Raw genomic sequence first — 24,854 nt, forward strand, 5'->3', positions numbered from 1 at the left:
GTCGGGGTCGCGGGTTCAAGTCCCGTCTCCCGCTCCAACAAAACCCCAGGCTTATGCCTGGGGGTTTGTTTTTTTATCCCTTGCCCTATGGCCGGGGGCGTAGTATGGTGGCCCAAAGGGGGAAAGGGCATGAAGCTACTGGACAACTACGGGCGTGTTATCAAAGACCTTCGTATCTCTGTTACCCCCCGGTGCAACCTGCACTGCCTTTACTGCCATCCTTTAGGCCTCGAGATGGCCGAGCCCCCGGGAACCCTCACGGTGGAGGAGGTGGACCACTTCCTCGAGGCCGCTTCCCTTCTAGGCCTCTCCGCCGTGCGCTTCACGGGTGGGGAGCCCCTGGTGCGTAAGGAGCTACCCCAGATGATCGAAAAGGCCCGGACCAAGGAGGGGATCGAGGACGTGGCCATCACCACCAACGGTCTCCTCTTCGCCAAAAGGGCCAAGGAACTGGTCCAGGCAGGCCTAAACCGGGTGAACATCTCCTTGGATGCCATTACCCCTGAGGTCTTTACCCGCATTACCCGGGGAGGAAAGGTGGAGCGGGTGTTGCAGGCCATAGAAACCGCCTTGGAACTGGACCTTCATCCCGTCAAGCTCAACGCCGTGGTGATCCGAGGGATGAACGAGGAAGAGGTAGTGCCCTTAGCCCGCCTCTCCCTGGACCGCCCCTTGCACATGCGCTACATCGAGTACATGCACCTGGACAACTCCGACCCCGAGGAGTACCGCCGTCGCTTCGTGTCGGGGAAGGAGATCCGGGCACGGATAGAAGAGGTCTATGGTCCCCTAGAACCCGTCCCCCACGACCCCACCTCCCCAGCCCGGGTCTACCGGATCCCGGGGGCCCAGGGCACTTTGGGCTTCATCAACCCCGTCACCGAGCCCTTTTGCTCCAACTGTTCCCGGCTTCGCCTCACCTCGGACAAGAAGCTTAGGCCCTGCCTCCTTACCGATTTGGAGATGGATATCTCCTGGGCCTTCGCCGCCCAGGAGCCGGTGGAGGCCTTGGTGGATGCCATTCTGATCGCCACCAACCGCAAGCCCGCCTTCGGCAACACCCTCCCCACGCTAAGGAAGCGGGTCATGCTGGGGATCGGCGGATAGCCTGCAAGGTGGCAAGGATCACCAAAAGCGCTCCCAGAACACCCAAAAGCCCTAACCGCTCGCCCAGGAGGATAAAGGCAAAAAGGGTAGCCCAGACGGGTTCCAGGGTGTAGAGGATGGCCGCCTGGGGGGCGGGCACGTACCTCTGCCCCCAGGTTTGGAGCCAGGTGGTGAGGGCCGTGGCCACTACCCCCAGGTAGAAGACCGCCCCCCAAGGCACCCCTTCCCACCGTACCCCTTCCCAAAGGGCCCAGGGCAGGGCCAGGAAGGCCGTGCCGAAGACCTGCACCGCAGTGAGGGGCAGGGAGGGAAAGGTTTTGGCGTGCACCTCGAGGCGCACGATGTAAAGGGCGTAGGTGAGGGCGGTGAGAAGGGTCCAAAGGTCCCCCACGTTCAGAGGAGGCTGCCGGGGATCGTAGGAAAGGAAACCCACCCCCAAAAAGGCCAAAAGGGCGGCCACCCAGATCCCCCCCAGCCTGCGGCCCACCAGTCCCAGGATCAAAGGCACCAATACCACATTGAGGGCCGTAATAAAGGCGCTACGGCTCGCCGAGGTGTACAGGAGGCCCACCGCCTGGGAGGCATAGCCTAGAAGAAGCCAGAAGGCCAGCTCCATACCCGGTCCCCAAACCCCCTTGGGCAGCCGGAAGGCCCAGGGCAGGAAGAAGAGGCTGGCCAGAAGAAAACGGAGAAAGACCAACAGGCTTGGGGCCATCTCCCCCACCGCCCCCTTGACCACCACAAAGGTGGTGCCCCAAAGGAGGGTGAGGAGGTTGAGGGCAAAAAGGCCCAGGGCGTAGCCGCGCATGGCCTAAAGTGTATAGCATGGTGCCTTCCCCCCAGGAAGTGAAGGATGCCCTTCAGGAAAGGCTCCTAGGCCACCTGGTCCATTCCGATCCCGTTTACCAGGCTCTTCTTCAGGAGTACCCATCCCGGGGAGGCAAGAGGCTCCGGGGGCTCTTGGTGGTCTATGCGGGGCTGGCCCACGGGGCTTCCCTCGAGGCCAGCCTTTGGGCAGGGGCTGCTTTGGAACTTTTCCAGAACTGGGTGCTTATCCACGACGACATAGAGGACGGCTCCGAGGAACGCCGGGGAAGACCCGCCCTCCACCGCCTCTACCCCATGCCCCTGGCCCTGAACGCGGGGGATGCCCTGCACGGGGAGATGTGGGGGCTTCTGGTGAAGGGCCTCGAGGCCGGCATTCTGCCCCCCACGGTTCTGGCCGAGTTCCACCAGGTGGTGCGCCGCACCGCCTACGGGCAGCATCTGGACCTCCTCTGGACCCTCTCCGGCCGCTTGGACCTGGCCCCCGAGGACTACTTCCGCATGGTGGCCCACAAGGCCGCCTACTACACCGCCGTGGCCCCGTTACGGCTGGGGGCCCTCCTCTCCCGACACAGCCCCCCAACCCTCTACCAGGAAGCGGGGCTTAAGCTAGGGGTGGCCTTCCAGATCATGGACGATGTCCTCAACCTGGAGGGGGACGAGGCCTATGGCAAGGAGCTGGCCGGGGACCTCTACGAGGGCAAGCGCACCTTGATCCTGATCCGCTACCTCCAGGAAGCGCCTCCCGAGGAACGCACCCGGGCCGAGGCCCTCTTACGCCTCCCCCGGGAGGCCAAGCCCGAGGCCGAGGTGCGGTGGCTTTGGGAACGGCTTTTGGCCTCGGGGGCGGTGGCCTGGGCCAAGGAGGAGGCCAAGAGGCTAGCGCACGAGGGCCTAGGCGCCCTTATCCCCCACCTGGAGCAACTACCCGGACGGGATGCCGCCTCCCACCTGCAAGCCCTCCTCACCGCCTTGGTGGAACGCAGGGCATAATAGGGCCATGCAGGGTGTGCGCTTTAAGATCCTCACCGCCAACGACCCCGACATCCTCCAGGAAAGGCTCAATCGGTTTGTGGAAGACCTGCCTGAGGATGTGGTTCTAGTGGAGGTCAAGTTCTCCGTGGCTGGGGGAGCTTCTCCCCTCTTCGCTGCCTTGGTGCACTACAAGGAAGTGGAGGCGTGGAAGGAGTAGGGGGCTTTCTCTTTTTCCTGGCCCTCAGGGGGGAGGCCAGGCGGGAAGAGGTGCGGGCCCGCTTTCCCAGGCTGGTTCCCCTGCTCAGGGCCCTGGGCGAAGGGGTGGAGGCCCACGGGGAAACCTTCCGCCTGGCAAAACCCCTCCGCCTTTCCTGGTTTGCCCCCCTGTTCCAAGCCCATTACTCCCCCCTTCTGCCGGAAGCGGAGCGGGGCTTGGCCTTGGAGAGGCTCCTCGAGGCCGCCCACCTCTCCGCCCAGGAGGGCGAACCCCTGGTGGAAGGGGATGGCCTTCTAAGGGCCGCCCGTGCCTTCCAGGAGGGAAGCCTGGCCCTCCTAAGGGGTGCGTACCGGGAAGCCCTCCATCGCTACGGGGAGGGCCTTGGGATTTTGGAAAAGGAAGGGCTTCCCTTCCCCGCCACGGCCCTCGCCCTCCTGGCCCTGGCCCAGGAGGGATTCCGCCCAGGGGGCAAGGGGCGGGAAACCGCCAGAAAGGCCCTGGAAAGGGCCCAGACCCCCTTCGCCCGGGAAATGGCCCAAAAGGCCCTAGCCCAAACCACAAAGGAAGAGGAGAAGAAGGCCTAGAATGGGGGGCATGGGGCTTAAGCGGGTGTACCTGGCCCGGCCCAGGGGTTTCTGCGCCGGGGTGGTGATGGCCATCCAGACGGTGGAGCGCTGGGCCGAGGCCTTGCGGCCAAGGGGGGAGCTTGTGGTCTACCACGAGATCGTCCACAACCGGACCGTGGTGGAACGCCTTAAGGCCCAGGGGGTGCACTTCGTGGAGGACCTCGCCGAAATAGAAAGACTTCGCCAAGAAAGACCCTTGGCCGGCACCCTGGTCTTCTCCGCCCACGGCCACCCCCCCGCCGTGCGCAAAAAGGCGGCGGAGATGGGCTTCCACATCCTGGACGCCACCTGCCCCTTGGTCACCAAGGTGCACACCGAGGCCAGGCGCTACGCCCGGGAAGGGTACTGGATCCTCCTGGTGGGGGATTCCGCCGACCACCAGGAGGTGAAGGGCACCTACGGGGAGGCCCCGGAAAGGACCATCCTGGTGGCGGTGCACACCCACGTGGGCAAGGACCCCCGCTTGGCTGATCCCCGTACCGTGGAGGTTCCCGACCCGGAGCGGGTGGTGGTCCTCACCCAGACCACCCTGAGTGTGGAGGACACCCTTAAGACCATAGAAATCTTAAAAAAGCGCTTCCCCAAACTGGTGGTCCCCGCCAGAAAAGACCTCTGCTACGCCACCCAGAACCGCCAGGAGGCGGTCCGGCGCATCGCTCCCCATGTGGATCTCTTCCTGGTGCTCACCAGCCCCCACTCCTCCAACGGCATGCGCCTTTTGGAACTGGCTCAGAGCCTCACCGGCAGGGCCTACCGCCTGGAAAGCGCCCGGGATCTCCGGGAGGAATGGCTTCAGGGTGCCGAGAGTGTGGGGATCACCTCCGCCGCCAGCACCCCTGAGGACCTGGTGCAGGAGCTGGTGGCGCTCCTGCAGGCAAAAAATCCGGGCCTCGAGGTGATCGAGGAAGGCGAGGAGGAGGGCATCGTCTTCCGCGAACCCAGGGCCCTGTCCCCGGAGGAGGTCTTAAGGGGTGTCTGACCACCGCCTTTCCGTGGCCCCCATGGTGGACCGGACGGACCGGCACTTCCGCTACCTGGTCCGCCAGATAAGCCGTAAGGTGCGGCTTTACACGGAAATGACCGTGGACCAGGCGGTGCTCCGGGGAAAGGCCGAACGGCTTCTCGCCTTCCACCCAGCGGAGCACCCCATCGCCTTGCAACTTGCGGGTTCGGACCCCAAGAGCCTGGCGGAGGCGGCGCGGATAGGCCAGGCCTGGGGGTACGACGAGGTGAACCTGAACCTGGGTTGCCCCTCGGAGAAGGCCCAAGAGGGAGGGTTTGGCGCCTGTCTCCTCCTAGACCCCATAAGGGTGGCCGAGATCCTCAGGGCCATGGTGGAGGCGGTGGAAATCCCCGTCACGGTGAAGCTCCGCCTGGGGGTGGAGGGGGAAAGGTATCCCCTCCTCGCCCGTTGGGTGGAACGCTATGGGGAAACGGGGGTCAGGGTGTTCATCGTCCATGCCCGTAGCGCCTTGCTGGGGCTCTCCACCCGGAAGAACCGGGAGGTTCCCCCCTTGCGCCACGACTGGGTCCACCGGCTCAAGGAGGATTTCCCCCACCTCACCTTCGTCCTGAACGGGGGGGTACGCACCCTGGAGGAAGCCCTTCCCCACCTGGAGAAGGTGGATGGGGTCATGATGGGCCGGGCGGTCTACGAGGACCCCTTTGTATTGGCGGAGGCGGACCGGCAGGTGTATGGCCTGGACCACAGGCCAAACCGCCTGGAGGTGGCCCAGCGCATGCGGGCCTATTTGGCGGAAGAGGCGGAAAGGGGCACCCCCCCTTGGGCGGTGCTGAGGCACCTGCTGAACCTCTTCCGGGGACAAGCCGGGGGAAGGCTTTGGCGGCGCCTCCTTTCGGAAGGGCGTTCCCTGGATGCCTTGGACCAGGCCCTAAGGCTTCTTCAGGAGAAAGTAGGCCAGGAGGGCGAGGAGGAAAACCCAAACCCAAAGGGGAATGCGGCGGTGAAGCGGGCGGGGCTGGGGCTTTCCCGTCAGGGGATCTAGGGGGACAGGCGGGCGCATCTTGAGCCGGGTGGCCCGCTTCATGTGGGCCACCATCCTGTCCAGGTCCCCCTTCTTCTTATAAAGGGCCGCCAGGTTCTCGTGGACCAAGGGGTCGTCCGGGGCCAGCTTCAAGGCCCGCTGGTAAAGGTCCAAGGCCGCCTCCAGTTCCCCCCGTTCCTGATAGAGGTTGCCCAGGTTGACCAGGGCCCGGTGGTGCTGGGGATCAAGGGAAAGGGCCTTGTGGAAGTGGGCTTCGGCCTCCTGCCGCCTCCCCTCCCCCACCGCCTTGACCCCCAGGACCACCTCCCTTTCCGCGGCGAACAGGGGGTCTTCCAAACGCTCCGGAGCCTCCTCCAAGAGGCGAAGCCCCGCTAAAAGCCTTTCCTTAGGCCCTTCGGGAAAGCCTTCCGCATAGGCCCTGGCCCCGGGATAGTCCTTGTGCCGAAGAAGCCGCACGAAGTGAAGCAGGGCCTGGGCCTCGAGATCCCCCGCCAGGGCCTTGGCCTCGAGGTCCTTCACCATCCCCTTTAGCCTAAGGCCAAACGGTAAACCCGGCGGTAGGCCTCAGCGCTTTTGGCCCAGGAGAAGTCCTTTTCCATGCCCCTTAGACCCAGGGCCTCCGGCCCCAAGCGGAAAAGGCGCAGGACCCCATAGAGCAGGCCCTCCGGGTGGTAGGTTTGGAAGAGCACCCCCGTGCGCCCGTCCTCAACGGTGTCCTTAAGCCCCCCCACCGCCCGGGCCACGGGAGGGGTGCCGTAGCGCTGGGCGATCATCTGCACCAGGCCGCAGGGCTCAAAGCGGCTCGGAACCAAAAGGGCATCGGCCCCCGCATAGGCCAGGCGGGCCAGGGCCTCGTCGTAGGCCTCCACAAACCGCACAAAGCCAGGGTTCTCCTCCTCCGCCCGCCTAAGGGCCTTCCCCAAGCCCTCCTCCCCCACCCCCTGGACTAGGAGGCGAAAACCCAGCTCCCGCAAGCGGGGGATGGCCTCTAGGATGAGGTCCAGGCCCTTCTGCCCATCCAGGCGGCCCACGTAGGCCAAAATGGGCTGGGCCAGGCCTGTGCGCTGGGAAAGGGCCTTTTGCGCCAGGGCCTTGCCCCTGGGATCCTCCTGGGAGTAGGGAGCGGGAAGGTGGGGGTCACGGGCGGGGTCAAAGACCTCCAGGTCCAAGCCATTCAGGATGCCAAAGAGCTTTTCCCTATGCCGCCTCAGCACCCCGTCCAGCCCCATGCCGAACTCCGGGGTCTGGATCTCCTCCGCATAGGAGGGGCTCACCGTGGTCACCGCCCGGGCAAAGACGATGCCCCCCTTCATCAGGTTCACCTGGCCGAAGAACTCCAGGGCCTCCATATGGAATAGGCTCCAGGGAAGCCCCGTCCAGTGAAAGAACAGGGCGGGATCCACAAGGCCCTGGTGGGCCAGGTTATGGATGGTGTAGACCACGGGCACGGGGGCGGTCAGGGCAAGGAGCGCGGCCGTCCAGTCATGGGCGTGGACCAGGTCAAACCCCCGGGCCACCCGGCTTGCCGCCAGGGCAAAGCGCAGGTAGCGCTCGGCATCGTCGGGGTAGCCGTAGACCCTCTCCCGGTCAAAACCACTCACGCCCAGGAGGAAAAACCGCACCCCTCCCTCCACCCGCTCTCCCAAAGGGGCCCTTTCCTCCCGGCCCGCAAAGGTATAGGCCACCTCCCCTACCCTTTCGGCCACAAGACCCCGGTGCCAAGGCAGAAGAACCCAGGCCTCCACCCCTAAGGGCCTCAAGGCCTTGGGCAAGGCCCCCACCACATCCGCAAGCCCGCCCACCTTTACCAAGGGGTAGGCCTCAGGGGCCACCATAAGGACCTTCATGGTCACAATATAATCGACTATAATGGTCGTATGCGTAGGGTGTCGGTGAGCCAGGCCAAGGCCCACCTCTCCAAGCTCCTAAGGGAAGTGCGCTCAGGGGAGGAGATCCTCATCCTGGACCGCGGCAGACCCGTGGCCAGGCTGGTGCCCGCCGCCTTGCCCGAGGGCCTGGAAGAGCTGGTGCGCCTGGGAATGGTGCGTCCGGGGAGTGGGGAGGTTCTGGACTTTGCCGGAATGCCCCGGATACCCGGGCTGGTGGAGGCCCTTTTGGAGGAGCGCCGGGAGGAAGGATGAGGTTCTGGGACGCCTCAGCTCTTCTTCCCCTCCTGGCCCTGGAGGCCGCCACGGAAAGGATGCAAAGGCTCTATCTGGAAAATCCCCTGGTGGTGGTCTGGTGGGGAACTGAGCCGGAGCTCTTTTCCGCTCTTGCCCGTAAAGCCCGCGAGGGAGTCCTGAAGGATGCGCCCCTGGCCAAAGCCCTGGATCGTCTGGAAAGGTTACAAAGGGCATGGTACGAGGTGTTACCGGGGGAGGAGGTGCGGAAAACCGTGCGCCGCCTCCTCTTCGCCCACCCCTTGCGCACCGGGGATGCCCTGCAGCTGGCTGCAGCCTGGGTGGCCAGCCGGGGACGGCCCCAGGACCTTCCCTTTGTAACCCTGGATCTGCGCTTGGCAGGAGCGGCTCTTAGGGAAGGGTTCCCCGTACTCCCCGACCCGGGGGAAGCCTAACCCCGCCACTCCCCTTGGGGCAGGGGGATAGCCCCCTCGAGGTCCCCCAGGTAGAGGTACGTCCAGGCGGAAAGGGGGCCCTCCTCCGTTTCCACCCAGACCCGAACCCGCCGGTACTCCTCCCCCTCCTCCTCCAGCCCGTCCAGGAGGGAAAGGGCCTCCTCCGGCAAAAAGAGGACCTCCCCGTAGACCCTTCCCTCCCCGGGAACCATGCCGGGATAGGGGTAAGGGCGGTCCCGCCCCTCGGCCAGGTGAAAAAGGCGAAAGCCCTCCACGTGCCCGGGCAGGACCTTCACCACCAGCCCCTCCACCAAAGGGTAGTTCCTTTCCCCCCGCTTCAGGGTGCCGTAGACAAACACCCGCTCCATCACTCGCCCAGGAAGCGGTAGCCCATCCCCACCACGGTTTCAATGAACCGGGGGCTTTGGGGGTTGTCCTTGAGCTTTTTCCGCAGGAGCCGGATATAGGCGTCCACCACCCGCTCGGAGCCCTCAAACTCAGGTCCCCAAACCCTTTCCAAAAGTTCCTCCCGGGTGTACACCCTTCCCGGGGTCTGGGCCAGAACAAAGAGGAGGTTGGTTTCGGTGGCGGAAAGCTTCAAGGGCTGACCCTCCAGGTAGGCCTTCTTGGCCTCCAGGTCCAGCTCCAGGGGGCCGAAATGCCGCCTTCCCTCCTTGCCGCTTCGGCGGAGAAGGGCCTTGATGCGGGCCAAAAGTTCCCTAAGGGAGAAGGGCTTGCCCAGGTAGTCGTCCGCCCCCTCCAATAGCCCCTCCACCCGGCTATCCTCGTCCGCCTTACCGGTTAGGAGCAAAACCGGAAGCATTGGGTCCAGGTCCCGCAAGGCCTTGAGGACCTCGAGGCCCTCCAGGTCGGGAAGCCCCCGGTCCAGGACCACCAGGTCCGGCTTGGCCTTATTCCAGACCTGATGTAAGGCCTCCCGGCCCGTGCGGGCCCAGTCCACCCCAAGCCCCTCCTTTTCCAGAAATCGCTTGACCAGCTCCCCCACCTGGGGATCGTCCTCCACCAAGAGAATCCGCGCCATAATGCCTTCCTGAATACCCCGTTAATCCTAACGCCCAAGAATCACCACCACTCCAGGATACTCCCCTTCCGGAAGCCGCAAGAGCCGGGCCACGCTCTCATCATAAAAGGTTTCCGCCGGGTAGGCGGCCAAACCCTGGCCCACCGCCGCCAAGAGGACCAGGCCCGCAGCATAGCCTGCCTCCAAAAGAGCATACCGGTACCCCCTTAGCCCAAACAAGGCCTCGCTCCGTTCCGGCACCAGGGTGAAGACCAAAAGGGCCGCCGCCTTCCCCAAATCCAGCCCCAAAAGCGCCTCCGACCAGGAGGCCTCCTCCACCTTGGCGGCAATCTGGAAGAGCTGGTGCTCCTTGGGGAAGTAATGGTACACCCCAGGGAACACCCCCTCCACCCGGCGCACCACCAAATAGGCCTCCAAGGGGTACGCCTCCCCCGCCGAGGGAAACCCCCGCCTCCCCAAGCGTTCCGCCAAGGGATAGAGGACCTGGGAAAGGTCCTTCAGGGTAAGGGCCGAGCCCACCTCGGGCAAAAGGGGCCTGAGCTGGGAAAGCACCCGGAACAAAGGCGGCCCTCCCTCCTCCCGGAAGGGGGGCAGGGCCTGGGTTTCCAGGGGATTGGCGTAGACCTTAGCCTTGGGCCTCCGCTTTAGGGGAAGTTCCTCCCCTTGGGCCAGGCGGGAAAGGCGGTAGAAAAGCTTACCCGGATGCTTCTCCATGGCTAGAAGCGGTAACCCTTGGGCACCACCACCACCCCTTCCGGGGTAACGGTGAACCCCCGGGCCCGGTCGGCCTCGAGGTCATAGCCGATCTCGGTATGGGGAGGGATCTTCACGTCCTTGTCAATGATGGCGTTACGGATCTTGCAGTAGCGGCCCACCTCCACGTCGTCAAAGAGGACGGAGCGCTCCACCAGGCTGTAGGAGTTCACCCGCACCCGGCGGAAGAGGACCGACTCCCGCACCGTCCCGCCGCTCACGATGACGCCCCCGGCCAGAAGGCTGTTCAGCGCCCGGCCCACCCGCTCCCCCGTCTCGTGCACGAACTTGGCAGGGGGGCTGAAGAGGTTGGCGGTCCTTAGGGGCCATTCGGGGTTGAAGAGGTCAAACTCGGGAATGACCTTGACCAGGTCCATGCTGGCCTCAAAGTAGGCGTCCAGGGTGCCCACATCCCGCCAGTACAGGTTGGGACCCTCCTGGCCGGGGATGGGGTTGCGGTGGAAATCATAGGCAAAGACCCTATACCCCTCCTTGAGGGCCCTGGGGATCACATCCTTGCCGAAGTCATGGCTGGAGGTGCTGTCCCGGGCGTCGGCCTCCAGAAGCTCAAAGAGGGCCTCGGTGCGGAAGATGTAGTTGCCCATGGAGGCCAGGGCCAGGTGGGGCTTGTTGGGTAGGGGTTTGGGGCTTTTGGGCTTCTCCTGGAACTCGGTGATGCGCCAGTCCTCGTCCACCTGCAAAACCCCGAAGCGGCTGGCCTCCTCCACCGGCACGGGGTAGGCGGCGATGGTGATGTCGGCGCGTTTTTCGTAGTGGTACTCCACCATGTGGCGGATGTTCATCTTGAAGATGTGGTCCCCCCCGAAGATGGCCACCGCCTGGGGGGCATGGTTGTGCACCAGGTGCAGGTTCTGGTAGATGGCGTCGGCGGTGCCGCGGTACCACACGGGGCCCAGTTCCTCATAGCGGTACATCTGGGCCGGCACCAGGAGGATGAAGTGGTCGTCCAAAAAAGCCCCGAAACGCCAGTAGCGCTGGATGTGTTCGGTGAGCGACTGGGCCTTGAACTGGGTGAGCACGTAGATGGAGTAGATCCCGGAGTTCACGAAGTTATTAAGAACAAAGTCAATAATGCGGTACTTGGCCCCGAAGGGCACCGCAGGTTTCGCCCGCTTGGCGGTAAGGGGATAAAGGCGGCTTCCCTGCCCCCCCGCCAGGATCATCCCCAAAACCTCCACCTTCACCATAGAATCCCTCCTTTGCCCGCCAGTTTACCCCAAAGCCCTGGGGCAAACGTCCGGGTATAGTGAAGCCCGATGCGGGTCTTCCCCTTGCGCTGGTTCACCCCGGCCATTCATCCCAAGCCTGCGCCCCTCTTCTTCGGCCAGGAGCGGGCTCTAAAGGCCCTCGAGGCCGCCTTCCGCCAGGGGGGGCACGGCTATTTGGTGGGGCCAAGCGGCCTAGGCAAACGAAAGCGCCTCCTCGCCCTCCTGGAAGGGCGCACCTTTCCCAAGGAAGAACTGGTCTACCTGCCCTTGGGGGAGGAAGCCTTTCCCCTTCTTTTCCCCGAGGGCCAAGGCCGGGCCCTGGTGGAAGGGGTGGAGGCCCTCATGACCGAGTTCACTCCCGCCCTATTCCGGGAAAAGGGCTTCCTCTACGCCAAAAGCCTGGTGGAATCCCGCTACGAGAAGGAGGCCGAAGCCCTCCTGAAGGCCTTGGCCCAGGAGGCGGAGGGTTATGGGTTTGCCCTTTTGGAAGGCGAAGAAGGCCTGAGGCTTTCGGGCAAGGGCCCCTTACCCCCGGAGCTTTCCGCCAAGCTGGAGGAAACCGTCTTAGCCTACGTGGACGTGCGCCAGCGCGCGGAGGCGGAGGTGGCCGCCTTGAGGCGGGGTTTTGCCGAGCGCTTCCTCCTGCCCAAGGCCCAGGAATTGAAAGGGCGCTTTCCCCAGGCGGGGCGGTACCTGGACTGGATCACGGAAACCCTCCTGCGGGCGGCCGCCCTCGAGGAAACCCCGGCCCTAGAAAGGCTCCTACCCCGCCTTCTGGTGGAGGGGGGAAGCCGGGTGGTCTACGAACCCAACCCCAGTCCGGAAAGGCTTTTCGGCCACCTGGAGTACGAGATGCAAGAGGGCCACCTCTCCACCCACCTGGGGCTTTTGCGCCCCGGGGCCCTGCACCGGGCCACGGGGGGGGTTTTGGTCCTCGAGGCCCACCGGGTGTGGGAGCTAGGAAGCTACACCCTCTTAAAGCGGGCCCTGGCCACAGGGGAGGTGGAGCCCTTAGCCCCCAGGCCCGAGGTCAAGGGCCCCCGCCTCAAGCCCGCCCCCCTCAAGGCCCAGGTGTTTTTGGTGGGCCCCCCGGAGGTGATCGCCTTCCTGGAGGAGGACGAGGAGTTTTTGGAGCTATTCCCCTTCCGCGTGGAGTTCAGTCCCGACATCCCCTACACGAAGGAGAACGTGGCCTACCTGGGGGGATTTTTAGAGGCCGAGGGGGTGGCCCTGACCCCCGAGGGCCTTTCCGCCCTGGCGGACGAGGCCCGGCGCTGGGCGGGGCATAAGGAACGCCTGGACGCCAGGCTTTACCGCCTTCTGGACCTGGCCAAAGAGGCCTCGGCCCTGAAAGAGCCCGTGGACCGGGATGCGGTGGAAAAGGCCCTCCTGGCAAGGCAGGAGCGGTTCGGCTTGGAGGAGGAGCTTTACCTGAAGGACCTGGAGGAGGGGGTGGTGGCCCTCGAGGTCCAGGGGATGCGGATCGGAGAGATCAACGGTCTGGTGGTGGTGGAAGGCCCCCTGCCCCAGGGGCGGCCGGTGCGCATCACCGCCCAGGCGGGCCCCGGGCGGGAAGGCATCCTCTCCATCGACCGGGAGGTGGGCCTGGGGGGGCAGGTCTTCCACAAGGCGGTCCTCACCCTGGCGGGTTACCTGCGGGGCACTTATGCCAGCCTGGGGGCCCTTTCCGCCACGGTGAGCCTGGTCTTTGAGCAAAGCTATGGGGGCATTGAAGGGGATTCCGCGGGGCTAGCGGAGCTTTTGGCGGTGCTTTCCGCCATCTCCGGGCTTCCCCTGAGGCAGGACCTGGCGGTGACCGGAAGCCTGGACCAGACGGGGAGGGTCCTGGCCGTGGGCCGGGTGGCGGAGAAGGTGGAGGGGTTTTTCCGGGTCTGCCAAACCTTAGGGCTTACGGGAAGCCAGGGGGTGGTGCTTCCCAAGGCTAACCTTCCCCACCTCACCCTGCGCAAGGAGGTGGTGGAAGTGGTGGAGAAAGGGCGCTTCCACCTCTATGCGGTGGAGGGGGTGGACGAGGCCATAGAGCTCCTCTTCGGGCGCAAGGCCTACTGGGTCCACGATAGGGTGCGGGAGGTGCTGGAGCATTTCCAGAAGCTAGAGAAGGAGGAGTGATACCCTTTCCTCTTGTTTCTTGTTTCCTTCGCTAAGCCCCAACGAGATGACGCCTACCGGAGGCCCTTTCCGGGGCCCCCACCCTGGCGCAAGCCAGGGTGGGGTGGTATGATCCCCTTCCTCCCCCCAAGGTGCTCCGTGGGTGCCCAAGGGCGTGGCCCGAAAAAGGATTGGCCGGGGTGGCCCAACCCTACCGCCCCGGCTCTAAAAGCAGAACCTTTTCCCTCTCCACCCGGAAGGCCATGGAAAGGTAGCGGCCTTGGGCCCACCCGGGAAGGAGATCCGCGTAATGGGCGGATAGGAAATGCCCCGTCTGGCCCATGGGGTGGACGAAGAGGGAGGCCTCCGGATTGGCCAGGTCCACGATTTGCCGATAGCTGGGCCCGTGGGACATGAGGAGGGTTTTGGGATCAAAGGGGCCCACGTTCACCGTGTACCGGTCGCCGCCAAAGGGAACCCTACGGTCCGTCCAGCGCCTCAAGGGGGTGTGAGTGAGGACCGCATGGGGGAAGGTGGCCCAGTGCGCCTCGCCCCAAGAGCGGACCTTTAGGGCCTCCTTCCGATCCAAGGCCCTTTCCAGGGCCAAGGTGGCGAAGTCCAGGCAGGACTCCCGGTACTCGGTCTCTGGCTGGTCGCAGTTCTTGTCCCCCTCCTTAAGGGCTCTTAGGAGATACCGAGGCTCGTCCCAAAACTCATCCCCCACCTCTCCCCTCGGCAAGCGGGTGAGCTCGGTATACCAGAGGGCGAAGACCAGGGCCTCCTCCGAGGCCTTGTCCATCACCCCATCCCAGGCCAAAAGCCTTTCCCGCCAGGCCCGGCCTCTTTCGGAAAGGGGATGGAGAAGCTCCAAAGCAGGACGGAAATCCCGGAAGAGGAGGGTCTTCTGGTCCTGCTGGACGGCTTTCATGTCTTCCAGGGAAAGCTTCTCCTTGGAGAGAAGAAGCTCCCGGATGCGCTCCGCCCGGTAGGGCTCGGCCCAGTCGTAGGTGAGGGCGTAAGGGAAGCCCTTGGGCGTGACTTTGTTGTTGGCGGTGACCAGGAAGCCCTCCTTGGGGTTCAGCACCTTGGGCCACTCCTCCGGCTTGCGGTAGCCCAGCCAGTCCCACTCCCCATTGCCCGGCACCGGTACCATCCCGGTGTGCCCCTCCTTGCGGATGGGGAACTTCCCAGGGGCGATGTAACCGATGTTCCCTTCCACATCGGCGTAGACGAAGTTTTGGCTGGGGGCGGAGTAGTGGCCTAGAGCGGCCACGAACTCCTGCCAGCTTTGCGCCCGGTTGATCCCCAGATAGGCCATGAGGATGTGGTCCTCCGCATCCAGGCTCACCCAGCGCAGGGCCATAGGGGTCTTAGGGGGGTCCTCCAGGGCGTCGGTGATCACCGGCCCATAGAGGGTTTCCCGCACCCGCAGGACCTCCTCCTTGCCCCCTTTTAGCCGGATGCGCTCCTCCCTAACCCTGTAGGGGAGGATTTGGCCCTTGTAGCGGTACCCTTTCCCCTCCACGTCCTCCAGGAGGTAGAGGTCCTGCACGTCCGCCCCCACGTTGGTCACCCCCCAGGCGATGCGGTGGTTGCGCCCGATCACGATGCCGGGGACCCCGGGGAGGCTGGCCCCGATGACCCGGTAGCCGGGGGCCTCCAGGGCCATGAGAAACCAAAGGCTTGGCGCCCCCAGGCGCAGGTGGGGGTCGTTGGCCAGGAGGGGCTTTCCCGTGACCGTGCGGCTTCCCGCCACCACCCAGTTGTTGCTGGCCTCCAGGAACCGGGGTGGGGCCAACTCAAGTAAGGCCGCCGGGGCCTCTTCCCGCTCCATGGGAAGCCTTAGGTCCTCCCCTTGCAGGATGGTGGGGGCGTCCTCAGGGTAGGGGGGGATGAGCTCGAGGAGCCTCTGGGGGCTTATCCCCCGGCTTAGGAGGCGGTGGCGCAAAAGCTCCTCCTCCCAGTTGCCACTGAGGTCAAAGCTCATCATCTTGGCCCAGACCAGGACGTCGGGGCCCGTCCAGGGCTCGGGGCGGAACCCCAGAAGGCGGAACTCCGGAGGCAAGGGCGCCCCGCTTCCCAAGAAGGCGTTCACCCCAGCCACATAGGCATCCACCGCCTCTTTTTCCTCAGGGTAAAGCCTCTCGTAGGCCCCTTGGGCCGCCCGGTAAAAGCCCCAGGTGCGCAAGAAGCGGTCCTGGGCCAAGGTGGCCTCTCCCAGCACCTCGGAAAGCCTTCCCTGGCCCACCCGGCGCTGGAACTCCATCTGCCAAAGCCTCTCCTGGGCGTGGACAAAGCCTTGGGCAAAGAAGAGGTCCTGTAGGCTCTGGGCCCGGATGCGCACCACCCCCTTGGCATCCCGCCCCACCTCCACCGGGGCATCCAGGCCCTTTAGGGCCATACGCCCTTCCACCTGGGGCAGGGAAGCCCGCAAGGTCACATAGGCCCCCAAGGCCAAAAGGCCAAGGGCGGCAACCGCCAGCCCCAGAAGCCAGGCTAAAACCCGCAAGAGGCGTTTCATAGTTGGACCGAGTATACCACTTAGCCCAACGCTCAGGGGCTAAAATGGCCCCATGCGGCTCGAGTTCCTGGAAAACGGCCCCATCCGGCTAGAGGGAAAACGCTTCCGGATCCGGATGGGGGAAAGGGAGGAGGTCTTGGAAAGGCCCCGGGTTTTCCTGTGCCGCTGCGGAGGCTCGGTCAATAAACCCTTCTGCGACGGCACCCACAAGAGGATCGGCTTCCAGGCCCCGGGCGGGGTACTGGAGGTGGAAGACTGACCCGCTGGTCATCCCCGGCCCCAAGGGGTACACTCGGGGAGCCATGGGCGAGATGCGCTACCGCAAACTGGGCAAGTGGGGCCTGAAGGTCTCGGAGATCTCCCTGGGGGCCTGGGTCACCTTTGGGGATGTGGTGAAGGACAAGGAAACCATCCGGGAGATCGTCAAGATCGCCTACGAGGGCGGGGTGAACTTCTTTGACAACGCCGACGTCTACGCCCGGGGCCTGGCGGAAGAGGTCATGGGGGAGGTGCTCAGGGAGTTTCCCCGGCACACCCTGGTCCTCTCCACCAAGGCCTACTGGCCCATGTCGGAAGACCCCAACGACCGCGGCCTAAGCCGTAAGCACCTTCTGGAAAGCATCACCCAAAGCTTAAAGCGCCTAAGGACCGAGTACGTGGACCTCTTCTTCGCCCACCGCTATGACCCCGAGGTGCCCATGGAGGAGATCGTCTACGCCATGCACACCATCGTGGAGAAGGGCTACGCCCTCTACTGGGGTACCTCGGAGTGGCCCGCCCCCCGGATCGCTGAGGCGGTGACCTTCGCCCGGGAAAACGGCCTCCACCCGCCCGTGGTGGAGCAACCCCAGTACTCCATGCTCTACCGCGAGCGGGTGGAAGGGGAGATCCTCCCCGAAGCCCAGCGCTTCGGCATGGGCCTGGTGGTCTGGAGCCCCTTGGCCATGGGCATGCTCACCGGACGGTACGACCAAGGCATCCCGCCGGAAAGCCGCTTCGCCCGCTACCCCCAGTTCGCCGAGCGCTTCCTCACGGAGGAAAACCGGAGGAAGGTGCAGAAGCTTAAGGCGGTGGCGGATGAGCTGGGCCTCACCCGCACCCAGCTGGCCCTTGCCTGGGTGCTCAGGCTCCCGGGGATCACCAGCGCCATCACCGGGGCCACCCGGCCGGAGCAGATCCGAGAAAGCCTGGGGGCCGCTGGGGTGGATCTGCCCAAGGAAGCCCTGGAGCGGATTGAGGCCATCCTGAAAGGCGAGGCGTAAAGGGGCCTATTTCGGCGCCGGGGCCAGCCCCAGGTGGATCCGTAGCCTGGGAGTTGTATGGGGCCTTTCCGGATACCTGATCCCCCACGTGCGGGAAGCGGAAACCCTTCTCCCCGACGCCAAGCCGGACTAAACTGGCCTCCATGGACACCCTGGAAGCCTTAAGGCGCCTTTTCCCGGGCAAGGTGGACGCCTCCCCCTCGGAGCGCCGCCGGCATGGGCGGGACGAGGGGTACCCCGAGGAGGGGGAGGTCCTGGCGGTGGTCTACCCGGAAAGCGTGGCGGATGTGCAAGAGGCCTTGAGATTTGCCAGGGAAAAGGGCCTGGCGGTGATTCCCTTTGGGGCGGGGACCAGCCTCGAGGGTCACCTTTACCCCCTTAAGGAAACCTTGAGCCTGGACTTCAGCCGCATGAACCGCATCCTGGAGGTGCGCCCCGAGGACTTCCTTTGCGTGGTGGAGCCTGGCCTCACCCGCAAGGCCTTAAACGAAGCCCTCAAGGGCACGGGGCTATTCTTCCCCGTGGACCCCGGGGCCGACGCCACCTTGGGCGGCATGGCCGCCACCAATGCCAGCGGCACCACCACGGTGCGCTACGGGGGGATGCGGGCCAATGTTTTGGCCCTCCAGGTGGTCTTGGCAGGCGGGGAGGTATTGGAACTGGGCCGGGGGGTGCGTAAGACCAGCGCGGGCTACGACCTAAAGGACCTCTTCATTGGCTCGGAGGGGACCTTGGGGATCATCACCCGCCTCACCCTTAGGCTCCACCCCCTGCCCGAACACATCCACACCTTAAGGGTTTTCTTCCCCGGGGTGGAGGAAGCCGCCTTGGCCAGCTACCGGGTGATGGCCAGCGGGCTTCCCGTGGCCCGGCTGGAGCTACTGGACGAGCTGGCCCTCAGGGCCCTAAACCGCCACCTGCAAGCGGGCTTTCCCGAGAAGCCGGCCCTCTTTTTGGAGTTCCACTCCTCCACCAAGGAGGCCCTGGAGGCGGAAAGCGCCCTGGCCCTGGAGATCATGCGGGAGGAGGGAGCCCTCGAGGTGGAGGCCGCCAAGACGGAAGAGGAGCGCCGGCGCCAGTGGGAAGCCCGCCACCAGGCCTACTGGGCCTTGGTGCACCTCTTTCCGGGGCACCGCTTCGTGATCACCGATGTGGCCGTTCCCCTTTCCCACCTCCCCACCATGGTGCGCTACGCCCAAGGGCTTCTAGGGGAAATGGGCCTTACGGGAAACATCCTGGGCCACGTGGGGGATGGGAACTTCCACACCCTGGTGCCCGTTCTCCCCCAGGACTACCCCAAGGCGGAAGCCTACGCCGAGGCCTTGGTGCGAAGGGCCTTGGAGCTTGGCGGCACCTGCACCGCCGAGCACGGGGTGGGGCTAAGGAAGAAAAAGTACCTTCCCTTGGAACACGGCCCCGCCTTGGATTGGATGCGAAAACTAAAGGCCCTCTTGGACCCCGAGGGGCTTTTGAACCCGGGCAAGGTGCTTGACATAAGCTTTTCCCCTGGCTATAGTTAAGGATGGCGACGCGGGGTGGAGCAGCCTGGTAGCTCGTCGGGCTCATAACCCGAAGGTCGCGGGTTCAAATCCCGCCCCCGCAACCAAAAGAGGGCCCAGACCCCATGGGGTCTGGGCCTTTCCCTTACCCTGGGGGCATGGACTGGGAGATCCAACAAGACCCTGAGCGCCTGGTTAAGACCTTCCGCTTTGCCAACTTCCAAGAGGCGATGGCCTTCGCCAACAGGGTGGGGGAACTGGCAGAGGCCCAAAACCACCACCCCCGCCTCACCCTGGAGTGGGGACGGGTGACGGTGGAGTGGTGGACCCATAGCGCCGGGGGCATCACGGAAAAGGACCGGGAGATGGCCCGCCTCACCGACCTCCTAGGGTAGCCTAGGAAGGGTATGGAGGCGCGCACCCTAGAGCTGGTCTTCCCCGAGCACACCAATCCCTTAGGCGCTGCGTTCGGTGGCTTCGTGCTGGGCCTCATGGACAAGGTGGGCTCCTACGCCGCCGCCAGGAGGGCCAGAAAACCCGTGGTGACCGTGGCGGTAAGCAGCGTGGAGTTCAAGGTACCCATCCGCACCGGGGACCTCCTGGAGGTGGTGGCCAAGGTGGTGCGGGTGGGGCGCACCTCCTTGACCGTGGAGGTGGAGGTCTACAAGGAGCGCTTTGGCCAGGAGAACGGCCGGGTGCTGGCCACCAAGGGGGAGCTCACCTACGTGGCGGTGAACGAGAAGGGCCAGCCCGTGCCCGTGGACTAGCCATGCCCGAGCTACCCGAGGTGGAAACCACCAGGAGGAAGCTCCTTCCCCTCTTCCTGGGGAAGAGGCTTCTTGCGATCCAGCACCAAGACCCCCTTCGCTACCGGAACACGGAGCGGGCCCTTGGCCAACGGGTGGAGGACCTCTGCCGCCGGGGTAAGTTCCTCCTCTTTGGCCTCACGGAAGGGTGGGAGATGGTGGTCCACTTGGGTATGACGGGGGGCTTCCGCCTGGAGGAAACCCCCCACACCCGGGTGGTCATCCGCCTCGAGGACCGGGAGGTCTTCTTCCACGATCCTAGGCGCTTTGGCCGGATCCTTGTGGTGCGGAAGGGAGAGTATGGGGAAATCCCCCTCCTCTCCCGCCTGGGCCCGGAGCCCCTTTCGGAGGAGTTCCGGTTCCCCGGGTTCTGGGAAGGGCTGAGGCGAAGCCAAAAGCCCCTCAAAGCCCTCCTCCTGGACCAGCGCCTGGCCGCCGGTGTGGGGAACATCTACGCCGACGAGGCCCTCTTCAGGGCCCGCCTCTCCCCTTTCCGCCGGGGGCGGGAGCTTGGGGAGGAGGAGGCCCAAAGGCTTTTCCTGGCCCTTAAGGAGGTGCTGGCCGAGGCGGTGGCCCTAGGGGGAAGCACCCTTTCCGACCGCACCTACCAGCAGCCCGATGGCCTTCCGGGGAGCTTCCAGAAGGAACACGCCGTCTATGGGCGAACGGGCCTTCCCTGCCCCGCCTGCGGCGCACCCATCGCCAAGAGGGTGGTGGCGGGAAGGAGCACCCACTACTGCCCGCGGTGCCAAGGACCCTAGCCCACCCGCCCCCTGCCCCGGTCCAGCAGGTAAAAAATGACCCCGGAAAGAAGGGCCAAAAGGGCGGCTATGGCCAAGGCCTCCCGGAAAGGAGCCTCCCCGGGCCGGCCCAGGCGCTCGTAAATGGCCAGGGTCAGGGTGGTCCACTCGGGCCGCCAGAGCACCAGGCTGGCCCCAAACTCCCCCAGGATGGCCGCCAAGGCCAGGGCAAGCCCGGATTGCAAGGCGGGAAGGACCAAGGGGATCTCCACCCGGAAAAAGGCCCTAAGGGGCGTGGCCCCCAGGACCCGGGCCGCCTCGAGGAGGCTCGGGGATAGGCTGCGCAAGGCAGGTAAGAGGGCCCGGGCAAGGAGGGGGTAGGCCAGAAGGGCATAGGCGGCAAGCAGGAGGAGCAGGGAGCCCCGAAGCTGGGGGTAGGCGAGAAGGTAGCCGAGGCCCACCGCCACCGGGCTCACCATAAGGGGAAAAAGGCCCAAAAGGTCCATGAGGGGGTTCCTCCGGGCCGCCGCCGCATAGGCCACCCCCAGGGGTAAGGCCAAAAGGAGGGCCAGAAAGGTGAAGCGGAGGCTATTTCCCAAGGCTAGGGAAAGGGGGGTGAAGTCCTCCGAGGCCCAGGCGGAGGCCAAGGCCCCCAGGTCCAGGCGCAGAAGAAGCCCCCACAAGGGGGCAAAGAGGAGCAAAAAGAAGACCCCTAGGCCCAGGGCGTAGGCCCAAGGGGGAGCGGGGAGGAGGCCTCCTGGTGGCAGGGGGTAGGGCTTGAGGCAGAGATAGAGGGCCACAGCCAGGGCCAGGGTGAGGATCTCCAGGAGCATCAGGGCGCTGGCCTCGGGAAAGGCCAGGCGGTAGGCCAAGAGGGTATAGACCTCCACCTCGAGGGTGGCGTACCGGGGCCCGCCCAAGAGAAGGGGCACCCCAAAGGCGGAAAAGGCGTAGATGAACACCAAAAGTCCCGCAGAGCCCAAGGCGGGAAGGATCAGGGGAAACCCCACCCGCAAAAACGCCCTAAAGGGCGTGGCCCCCAGGACCCGGGCCGCCTGCAAGGGGCCCTCCAGGTTCAGGGCCACCGGCAGGAGAATCCTTAGGGCCAGGCCCAGGTTGTAAAACACCGCCGCCAGGAAGAGGAGGGCCTTGGTGCCGTAAAGGTCCACCCCCAAAAGCCCCCTGGGCCCCAGGAGGGCCAAAAACCCCAGGGCCACCACCGGGGTAGGCAGAACGAAGGGCAGGGTGGAAAGGGCCAGGAAGACCTCCCTTAAGGGGAAGCGGCGGCGGAAGGAAAAGGCCAGGGGTAGGGCCAGAATCAGGGTCAGGAGGGCGGAAAGAACCCCGTACTCCAGGCTCCAAAGGTACCGCTCCCAGTAGTAGGGGTTCGTCAGGGCCCTGGCGAACCCCTCCCCCACCCCCAGGGCCAGGATGCGCCCCAAGGGGTAGAAAAGGGCCAAGCCCAGGAAGAGGAAGACCAATAGACCCCCGTAGGCCATGGCCCCCAAATGCCCTCTCCTCCTGTTTCGTTCTCTAAGCCGCAACGAGATGATGCCTACCCGAGGCCCTTTCCGGGGCCCCCACCCTGGCGCAAGCCAGGGGGTGGTATAACCCCTTGGCGCGTTAGCGCCGGGAACGGCGCACCGCCTCGGGGCTTTGCCCTTGGAGGACCACCTTGGTCCATTCCTCAATCCAGCGCTCCCGGTTCTGGGCCATGGCCTTAGGGTCCAGACGCACGCTCCCCAAGGGCTCTGGGGCAAAGCGGAAGACCTCAGGAAGCCTTGCCTCCCGGCGGGCCGGGTACATCCACATCTCCGTGGGAATGTTCTCCTGCACCGGCTTAGAAAGGAACCAGTCCACCACCTTCCTGGCCCCTTCCAGGTTCTTGGTCCCCTTCAGGATCCCCACGAACTCCACCTGGAAGAAGGCCAGCTCAGGGAAAAGGTTCCCCGTGGGGGGCTCTTGGTACTTCCCCTCAGAGTAGTAGACCTCGGCGGCGGGGCTGGTGGTGTAGGAAACCACCAGGGGCCTATCCCCCTTGTAGAGGGTGAAGTGGGTGTAGTAGGCCTCGCTCCAGCCCTTGGCCACCCGCACCCCCCCATCCCGAAGCCGGGCCCAGAAGTCCAGGTAACCGTCCTCGCCAAAACGGGCCACCGTGGTCATGAGGAAGGCCAGGCCCGGGGAGCTGGTGGCGGGGTTTTGCACCACCAAAAGCCTGGCGTACTCGGGCCGGGCGAGGTCGTCGGGTACCTTGGGCAAGGGCCGGTCCTTGAAGTAGGCCCGGTGGTAGTTCAGGCTCACCCAGCCGTAGTCCACGGGCAGGGCACGAAGGGTGGGGTCCAGAAGCAAGGTGGCCTTCAGGTTGCGGATCTCCGGGCTGCGATAGGGAAGTAGGATGTCCGCCTCGAGGGCCCGGGAAAGAAAGGTGTTATCCAACCCATAGATGACGTCGGCGATGGGGGCCCCCTTGGTGAGGATGGCCCGGTTCAGGGTCTCCCCGGCATCCCCCCCCTTGAGGAAGCGGAGCTTCAGGCCCGTTTCCCGCTCAAACCGGGCGATGAGCCCCTTATCCAGGGAAAAGCTGCTGTGGGTGAGGACGGTGACTTCCTGGGCAAAGCCCAAAGCCAAAAGGACCAGCAAAGACCAAAGCCTTAACATACAACCCCTCCTTGTCACCGGGAGGGGCCTTGGTCACCTTCCCTACGCCGGCATTACCCGGTTCAGGTTCCAAGGGTATTTCTCAGCCCCATGGGAGGAGCACCCCCGGTGACGCCTAGAGTTTACCACCCTCCCCGGCCCCAGAAGGGCAACCCAGGCCCCTTTCACACCCTCCAAGGAGCCAGCAGGCCCTCGAGGCTCTCCCGAAAGACCTCGCCAAAGGCCTCCGGCTGGTCGATCCAGGGGTAGTGCCCGGCCTCCGGGACCACGCGGATGGGAGCCCGAAGGCGCTCCGCCACCTCCTCGGCGTAGGGGTAGCTGGTGCCGTCCCTTTCCCCCACCACCACCGCCACCGGCTTGCGGCTTGGGGTAAGGTGGGGGGTATAGTCCAGCCGCCAAAGGCCGTTTCTCAGGAACGCCCAGGCGGGCGTGTCGGGGCCCAGGATGCCCGAGCCCTCCGCCACCCACTCGTACTCCAGGCGGCCATGGGGGGTGGGGAACATGAGGCGGTCAAAGAGAGCCTTGGGCTCCGCCTTCTGCAAAGCGGCCCTCAGGTTTTCCTCCGGATCCCCCAAAGGCTCCAGGCCCGCCGCCTCCGCCAGCCTTGCGGAAAGCCAGGGGAAGCTCACCCATGGGGCCAGCAGGAGGGCCCCATCCACCTCTGGGTAGCGGCGAAGGAGCCCCAGGGCCACCAGGGCCCCGAAGCCGTGGGCCAGAAGGTGAAACCGCTCGATCCCTAGGGCCTCGGCCAGGGCTAAGGTGTCCTCCACCAAGGCGTCCACGGTGAAGAGCCTCGGGTCTTGGGGAAGCTCCAGGCTCCGGCCCGACCCCCGCTGGTCAAAGTAGATGACCCGGAAATCCTCCAGGTAGTCCTGAAGCCCTTCCCTAAGGGCATAGGCGTTGCCCCCAGGCCCGCCGTGGAGAACGAGGATGGCGGGGGCATGCTCGTCCCCCACGTCCTCCACGTAGAGCTCCGCTTCCCCTACGGGGATGTAGCCGATTTCTTCCCGCATCCCCTATAGACTACCCCATCCTGCAGGGTAAAGGCCCAAACCTTAACCCCGGGGAGGGCCTGGGCCTTTCCCAAGGCCTCCTCCCCGGCGCCGAATACCTCCAGAAGCCACACCCCTTCCCCCTCAAGAAGCCAAAAGGGGTAGGGAAGCTGCCGGGCTAGGGCCAGAAGGGCCCCCTTGTCCTTCCCCTCCACGAAAAGCACCCTCATCCCTTCCCCCAAAGGCGGTGGTAAAAGAGGATCTCTGCGCTCTCCTCCAAGGTGGTGAGGAGGCTATAGGCTTCCAAAAGGGCCTCCTCGGGCTTTTCCTTAAGCCCTATGGCAAAGGCCCCGTGCCCCCTTAAGAGGCAGGCCCGGTGCTCCTTAAGGGCCTCGGCCACGGCCATGGCCGCCTCGAGGGTGGCGCTCGCGGTTTTGGGGGCCAGCACCGGCACTTCCTTTAGATAGTACTGGCCCTCGAGGTCCAGGGGAACAAGAAGATCCAGGTGCAGGGAGAGGGCCACCGCCACCCGGGGGTGGGCATGGACGATGGCCCGGGCTGGGGTCCTTAGGTAGACCTCCCGGTGGATAACGCTTTCCACGCTGGCCCCTTGGGGAAAGGGACCCTCCAGGGGCACCTCCACCAGGTCCTCCGGGGTAAGCCTCCCCTTCTGCACCCCGCTTTTGGTGATGAGAAAGCCCTCCTTGGTGCGCACGGAAAAGTTCCCCGCGGTGGCGGAGATGAGCCTATGGTGGAAGAGGTCCTCCCCCACCTGACGAAAGACCCCATAAAGCCGGGCCAACATGGCCCCATTATGGCGCACTCCCGGCCCTAACAGGGCCACCGGGCAATGCCCTTTATCGGGGTCCGGCAACGCCCTGGAAAAAGGCCTTATACCCTTTCCTCTTGTTT

28 protein-coding genes, 1 tRNA gene and 1 riboswitch are annotated in these 24,854 nt (G+C 65.0%); of the genes, 16 read left to right on the plus strand and 13 right to left on the minus strand.

All coding sequences use genetic code 11. From position 1 onward, the window contains the following. The first annotated feature begins 129 nt into the window (after nucleotides 1-129). Nucleotides 130-1,107 (plus strand): GTP 3',8-cyclase MoaA, encoded by a 978-nt coding sequence (gene moaA / locus DK874_RS09905; RefSeq protein ID WP_114313865.1) that lies wholly within the window; start codon nucleotides 130-132, stop codon nucleotides 1,105-1,107. On the opposite strand, the gene DK874_RS09910 is transcribed toward moaA, so the two are convergent. Beyond that, nucleotides 1,085-1,915, minus strand: coding sequence for a DMT family transporter (locus DK874_RS09910; RefSeq protein WP_114313866.1), 831 nt, complete (start codon nucleotides 1,913-1,915; stop codon nucleotides 1,085-1,087). The genes moaA and DK874_RS09910 overlap by 23 nt on opposite strands. Nucleotides 1,916-1,932: 17 nt before the next feature. On the opposite strand from DK874_RS09910, the gene DK874_RS09915 reads away from it, so the two are divergent. The 5 genes from DK874_RS09915 to dusA are packed head-to-tail and all read left to right on the plus strand — an operon-like array spanning nucleotide 1,933 to nucleotide 5,756. Continuing rightward, the gene (locus DK874_RS09915; RefSeq protein ID WP_114313867.1) at nucleotides 1,933-2,925 is read left to right on the plus strand and encodes a polyprenyl synthetase family protein; all 993 of its coding nucleotides are present in this window, start codon (nucleotides 1,933-1,935) and stop codon (nucleotides 2,923-2,925) included. Between the two features lie 7 nt (nucleotides 2,926-2,932). Then, nucleotides 2,933-3,124: a hypothetical protein gene (locus DK874_RS09920; RefSeq protein WP_114313868.1), complete on the plus strand. Its 192-nt coding sequence runs from the start codon at nucleotides 2,933-2,935 to the stop codon at nucleotides 3,122-3,124. Next, nucleotides 3,112-3,708: a hypothetical protein gene (locus DK874_RS09925; RefSeq protein ID WP_114313869.1), complete on the plus strand. Its 597-nt coding sequence runs from the start codon at nucleotides 3,112-3,114 to the stop codon at nucleotides 3,706-3,708. Before DK874_RS09920 ends, DK874_RS09925 begins: the two co-directional genes overlap by 13 nt. Before the next feature lies 1 nt (nucleotide 3,709). After that, the gene (gene ispH / locus DK874_RS09930) at nucleotides 3,710-4,729 is read left to right on the plus strand and encodes a 4-hydroxy-3-methylbut-2-enyl diphosphate reductase (RefSeq protein ID WP_114313870.1); all 1,020 of its coding nucleotides are present in this window, start codon (nucleotides 3,710-3,712) and stop codon (nucleotides 4,727-4,729) included. Then, a complete protein-coding gene (gene dusA, locus DK874_RS09935; RefSeq protein WP_114313871.1) occupies nucleotides 4,722-5,756 on the plus strand; it encodes a tRNA dihydrouridine(20/20a) synthase DusA in 1,035 nt (344 codons plus the stop codon). The genes ispH and dusA overlap by 8 nt, the downstream gene beginning before the upstream one ends. On the opposite strand, the gene DK874_RS09940 is transcribed toward dusA, so the two are convergent. Further along, nucleotides 5,643-6,278, minus strand: a complete 636-nt coding sequence (locus DK874_RS09940) for a tetratricopeptide repeat protein (protein WP_114313872.1) — start codon at nucleotides 6,276-6,278, stop codon at nucleotides 5,643-5,645. The two genes, dusA and DK874_RS09940, sit on opposite strands and share 114 nt — an antisense overlap. 5 nt (nucleotides 6,279-6,283) lie before the next feature. Next, on the minus strand, nucleotides 6,284-7,603 hold the full coding sequence (locus DK874_RS09945) for a glycogen synthase (RefSeq protein WP_205387579.1): 1,320 nt from the start codon (nucleotides 7,601-7,603) through the stop codon (nucleotides 6,284-6,286). A 30-nt stretch (nucleotides 7,604-7,633) separates the two neighbouring features. Between DK874_RS09945 and DK874_RS09950 the strand changes: the two genes are divergently transcribed. Next, the gene (locus DK874_RS09950) at nucleotides 7,634-7,897 is read left to right on the plus strand and encodes a type II toxin-antitoxin system Phd/YefM family antitoxin (RefSeq protein ID WP_114313873.1); all 264 of its coding nucleotides are present in this window, start codon (nucleotides 7,634-7,636) and stop codon (nucleotides 7,895-7,897) included. Beyond that, the gene (locus DK874_RS09955) at nucleotides 7,894-8,331 is read left to right on the plus strand and encodes a type II toxin-antitoxin system VapC family toxin (RefSeq protein WP_114313874.1); all 438 of its coding nucleotides are present in this window, start codon (nucleotides 7,894-7,896) and stop codon (nucleotides 8,329-8,331) included. The genes DK874_RS09950 and DK874_RS09955 overlap by 4 nt, the downstream gene beginning before the upstream one ends. Here the strand turns inward: DK874_RS09955 and DK874_RS09960 are convergent. The 4 genes from DK874_RS09960 to glgC are packed head-to-tail and all read right to left on the minus strand — an operon-like array spanning nucleotide 8,328 to nucleotide 11,334. Continuing rightward, nucleotides 8,328-8,699: a gamma-glutamylcyclotransferase family protein gene (locus DK874_RS09960; protein ID WP_114313875.1), complete on the minus strand. Its 372-nt coding sequence runs from the start codon at nucleotides 8,697-8,699 to the stop codon at nucleotides 8,328-8,330. The genes DK874_RS09955 and DK874_RS09960 overlap by 4 nt on opposite strands. Beyond that, on the minus strand, nucleotides 8,699-9,373 hold the full coding sequence (locus tag DK874_RS09965; protein WP_114313876.1) for a response regulator transcription factor: 675 nt from the start codon (nucleotides 9,371-9,373) through the stop codon (nucleotides 8,699-8,701). Before DK874_RS09965 ends, DK874_RS09960 begins: the two co-directional genes overlap by 1 nt. A 27-nt stretch (nucleotides 9,374-9,400) precedes the next feature. Further along, nucleotides 9,401-10,087, minus strand: a complete 687-nt coding sequence (locus DK874_RS09970) for a SagB/ThcOx family dehydrogenase (RefSeq protein WP_114313877.1) — start codon at nucleotides 10,085-10,087, stop codon at nucleotides 9,401-9,403. A 2-nt stretch (nucleotides 10,088-10,089) separates the two neighbouring features. Continuing rightward, on the minus strand, nucleotides 10,090-11,334 hold the full coding sequence (glgC, locus tag DK874_RS09975) for a glucose-1-phosphate adenylyltransferase (RefSeq protein WP_114313878.1): 1,245 nt from the start codon (nucleotides 11,332-11,334) through the stop codon (nucleotides 10,090-10,092). A 69-nt stretch (nucleotides 11,335-11,403) separates the two neighbouring features. Here glgC and DK874_RS09980 point away from each other — a divergent pair, with 69 nt between their 5' ends. Further along, on the plus strand, nucleotides 11,404-13,485 hold the full coding sequence (locus DK874_RS09980; RefSeq protein WP_114313879.1) for an AAA family ATPase: 2,082 nt from the start codon (nucleotides 11,404-11,406) through the stop codon (nucleotides 13,483-13,485). Nucleotides 13,486-13,675: 190 nt separating this feature from the next. On the opposite strand, the gene DK874_RS09985 is transcribed toward DK874_RS09980, so the two are convergent. Next, nucleotides 13,676-15,985 (minus strand): penicillin acylase family protein, encoded by a 2,310-nt coding sequence (locus DK874_RS09985; protein ID WP_162798777.1) that lies wholly within the window; start codon nucleotides 15,983-15,985, stop codon nucleotides 13,676-13,678. A gap of 52 nt (nucleotides 15,986-16,037) precedes the next feature. Here DK874_RS09985 and DK874_RS09990 point away from each other — a divergent pair, with 52 nt between their 5' ends. From DK874_RS09990 to mutM, 7 genes are all read left to right on the plus strand, one after another. Next, nucleotides 16,038-16,244, plus strand: coding sequence for a CDGSH iron-sulfur domain-containing protein (locus DK874_RS09990; protein ID WP_114313881.1), 207 nt, complete (start codon nucleotides 16,038-16,040; stop codon nucleotides 16,242-16,244). A gap of 43 nt (nucleotides 16,245-16,287) precedes the next feature. Continuing rightward, a complete protein-coding gene (locus DK874_RS09995) occupies nucleotides 16,288-17,247 on the plus strand; it encodes an aldo/keto reductase family protein (protein ID WP_162798778.1) in 960 nt (319 codons plus the stop codon). A 143-nt stretch (nucleotides 17,248-17,390) separates the two neighbouring features. Continuing rightward, nucleotides 17,391-18,767 carry an FAD-binding oxidoreductase gene (locus tag DK874_RS10005; protein WP_114313882.1) on the plus strand — a complete coding sequence of 459 codons (1,377 nt, stop codon included), beginning with the start codon at nucleotides 17,391-17,393 and terminating at the stop codon, nucleotides 18,765-18,767. A 9-nt stretch (nucleotides 18,768-18,776) separates the two neighbouring features. Beyond that, nucleotides 18,777-18,853, plus strand: a tRNA-Met gene (locus DK874_RS10010). Nucleotides 18,854-18,904: 51 nt separating this feature from the next. Further along, complete coding sequence (locus DK874_RS10015) at nucleotides 18,905-19,141, plus strand: 4a-hydroxytetrahydrobiopterin dehydratase (protein WP_114313883.1); 237 nt, start codon at nucleotides 18,905-18,907, stop codon at nucleotides 19,139-19,141. A 12-nt stretch (nucleotides 19,142-19,153) separates the two neighbouring features. Next, complete coding sequence (locus tag DK874_RS10020) at nucleotides 19,154-19,513, plus strand: acyl-CoA thioesterase (protein WP_114313884.1); 360 nt, start codon at nucleotides 19,154-19,156, stop codon at nucleotides 19,511-19,513. Nucleotides 19,514-19,515: 2 nt separating this feature from the next. Beyond that, on the plus strand, nucleotides 19,516-20,313 hold the full coding sequence (gene mutM / locus DK874_RS10025) for a DNA-formamidopyrimidine glycosylase (protein WP_114313885.1): 798 nt from the start codon (nucleotides 19,516-19,518) through the stop codon (nucleotides 20,311-20,313). Here mutM and DK874_RS10030 read toward each other — a convergent pair. From DK874_RS10030 to DK874_RS10050, 5 genes are all read right to left on the minus strand, one after another. Continuing rightward, nucleotides 20,310-21,791 (minus strand): ABC transporter permease, encoded by a 1,482-nt coding sequence (locus DK874_RS10030; protein ID WP_114313886.1) that lies wholly within the window; start codon nucleotides 21,789-21,791, stop codon nucleotides 20,310-20,312. The genes mutM and DK874_RS10030 overlap by 4 nt on opposite strands. A 124-nt stretch (nucleotides 21,792-21,915) precedes the next feature. Beyond that, nucleotides 21,916-22,950: a thiamine ABC transporter substrate-binding protein gene (locus tag DK874_RS10035; RefSeq protein ID WP_114313887.1), complete on the minus strand. Its 1,035-nt coding sequence runs from the start codon at nucleotides 22,948-22,950 to the stop codon at nucleotides 21,916-21,918. A gap of 21 nt (nucleotides 22,951-22,971) precedes the next feature. After that, nucleotides 22,972-23,067, minus strand: a riboswitch (TPP riboswitch). Between the two features lie 47 nt (nucleotides 23,068-23,114). Then, nucleotides 23,115-23,963: an alpha/beta fold hydrolase gene (locus DK874_RS10040; RefSeq protein WP_114313888.1), complete on the minus strand. Its 849-nt coding sequence runs from the start codon at nucleotides 23,961-23,963 to the stop codon at nucleotides 23,115-23,117. Continuing rightward, entirely contained in the window at nucleotides 23,933-24,172 is a 240-nt protein-coding gene (locus tag DK874_RS10045; protein WP_114313889.1) for a hypothetical protein, read from the minus strand. Before DK874_RS10045 ends, DK874_RS10040 begins: the two co-directional genes overlap by 31 nt. Further along, the gene (locus DK874_RS10050) at nucleotides 24,169-24,747 is read right to left on the minus strand and encodes a fuculose-1-phosphate aldolase (RefSeq protein WP_114313890.1); all 579 of its coding nucleotides are present in this window, start codon (nucleotides 24,745-24,747) and stop codon (nucleotides 24,169-24,171) included. Before DK874_RS10050 ends, DK874_RS10045 begins: the two co-directional genes overlap by 4 nt. Nucleotides 24,748-24,854 lie beyond the last annotated feature (107 nt).

Source organism: Thermus caldifontis (assembly GCF_003336745.1).
GTDB classification, from domain to species: Bacteria; Deinococcota; Deinococci; order Deinococcales; family Thermaceae; genus Thermus; species Thermus caldifontis.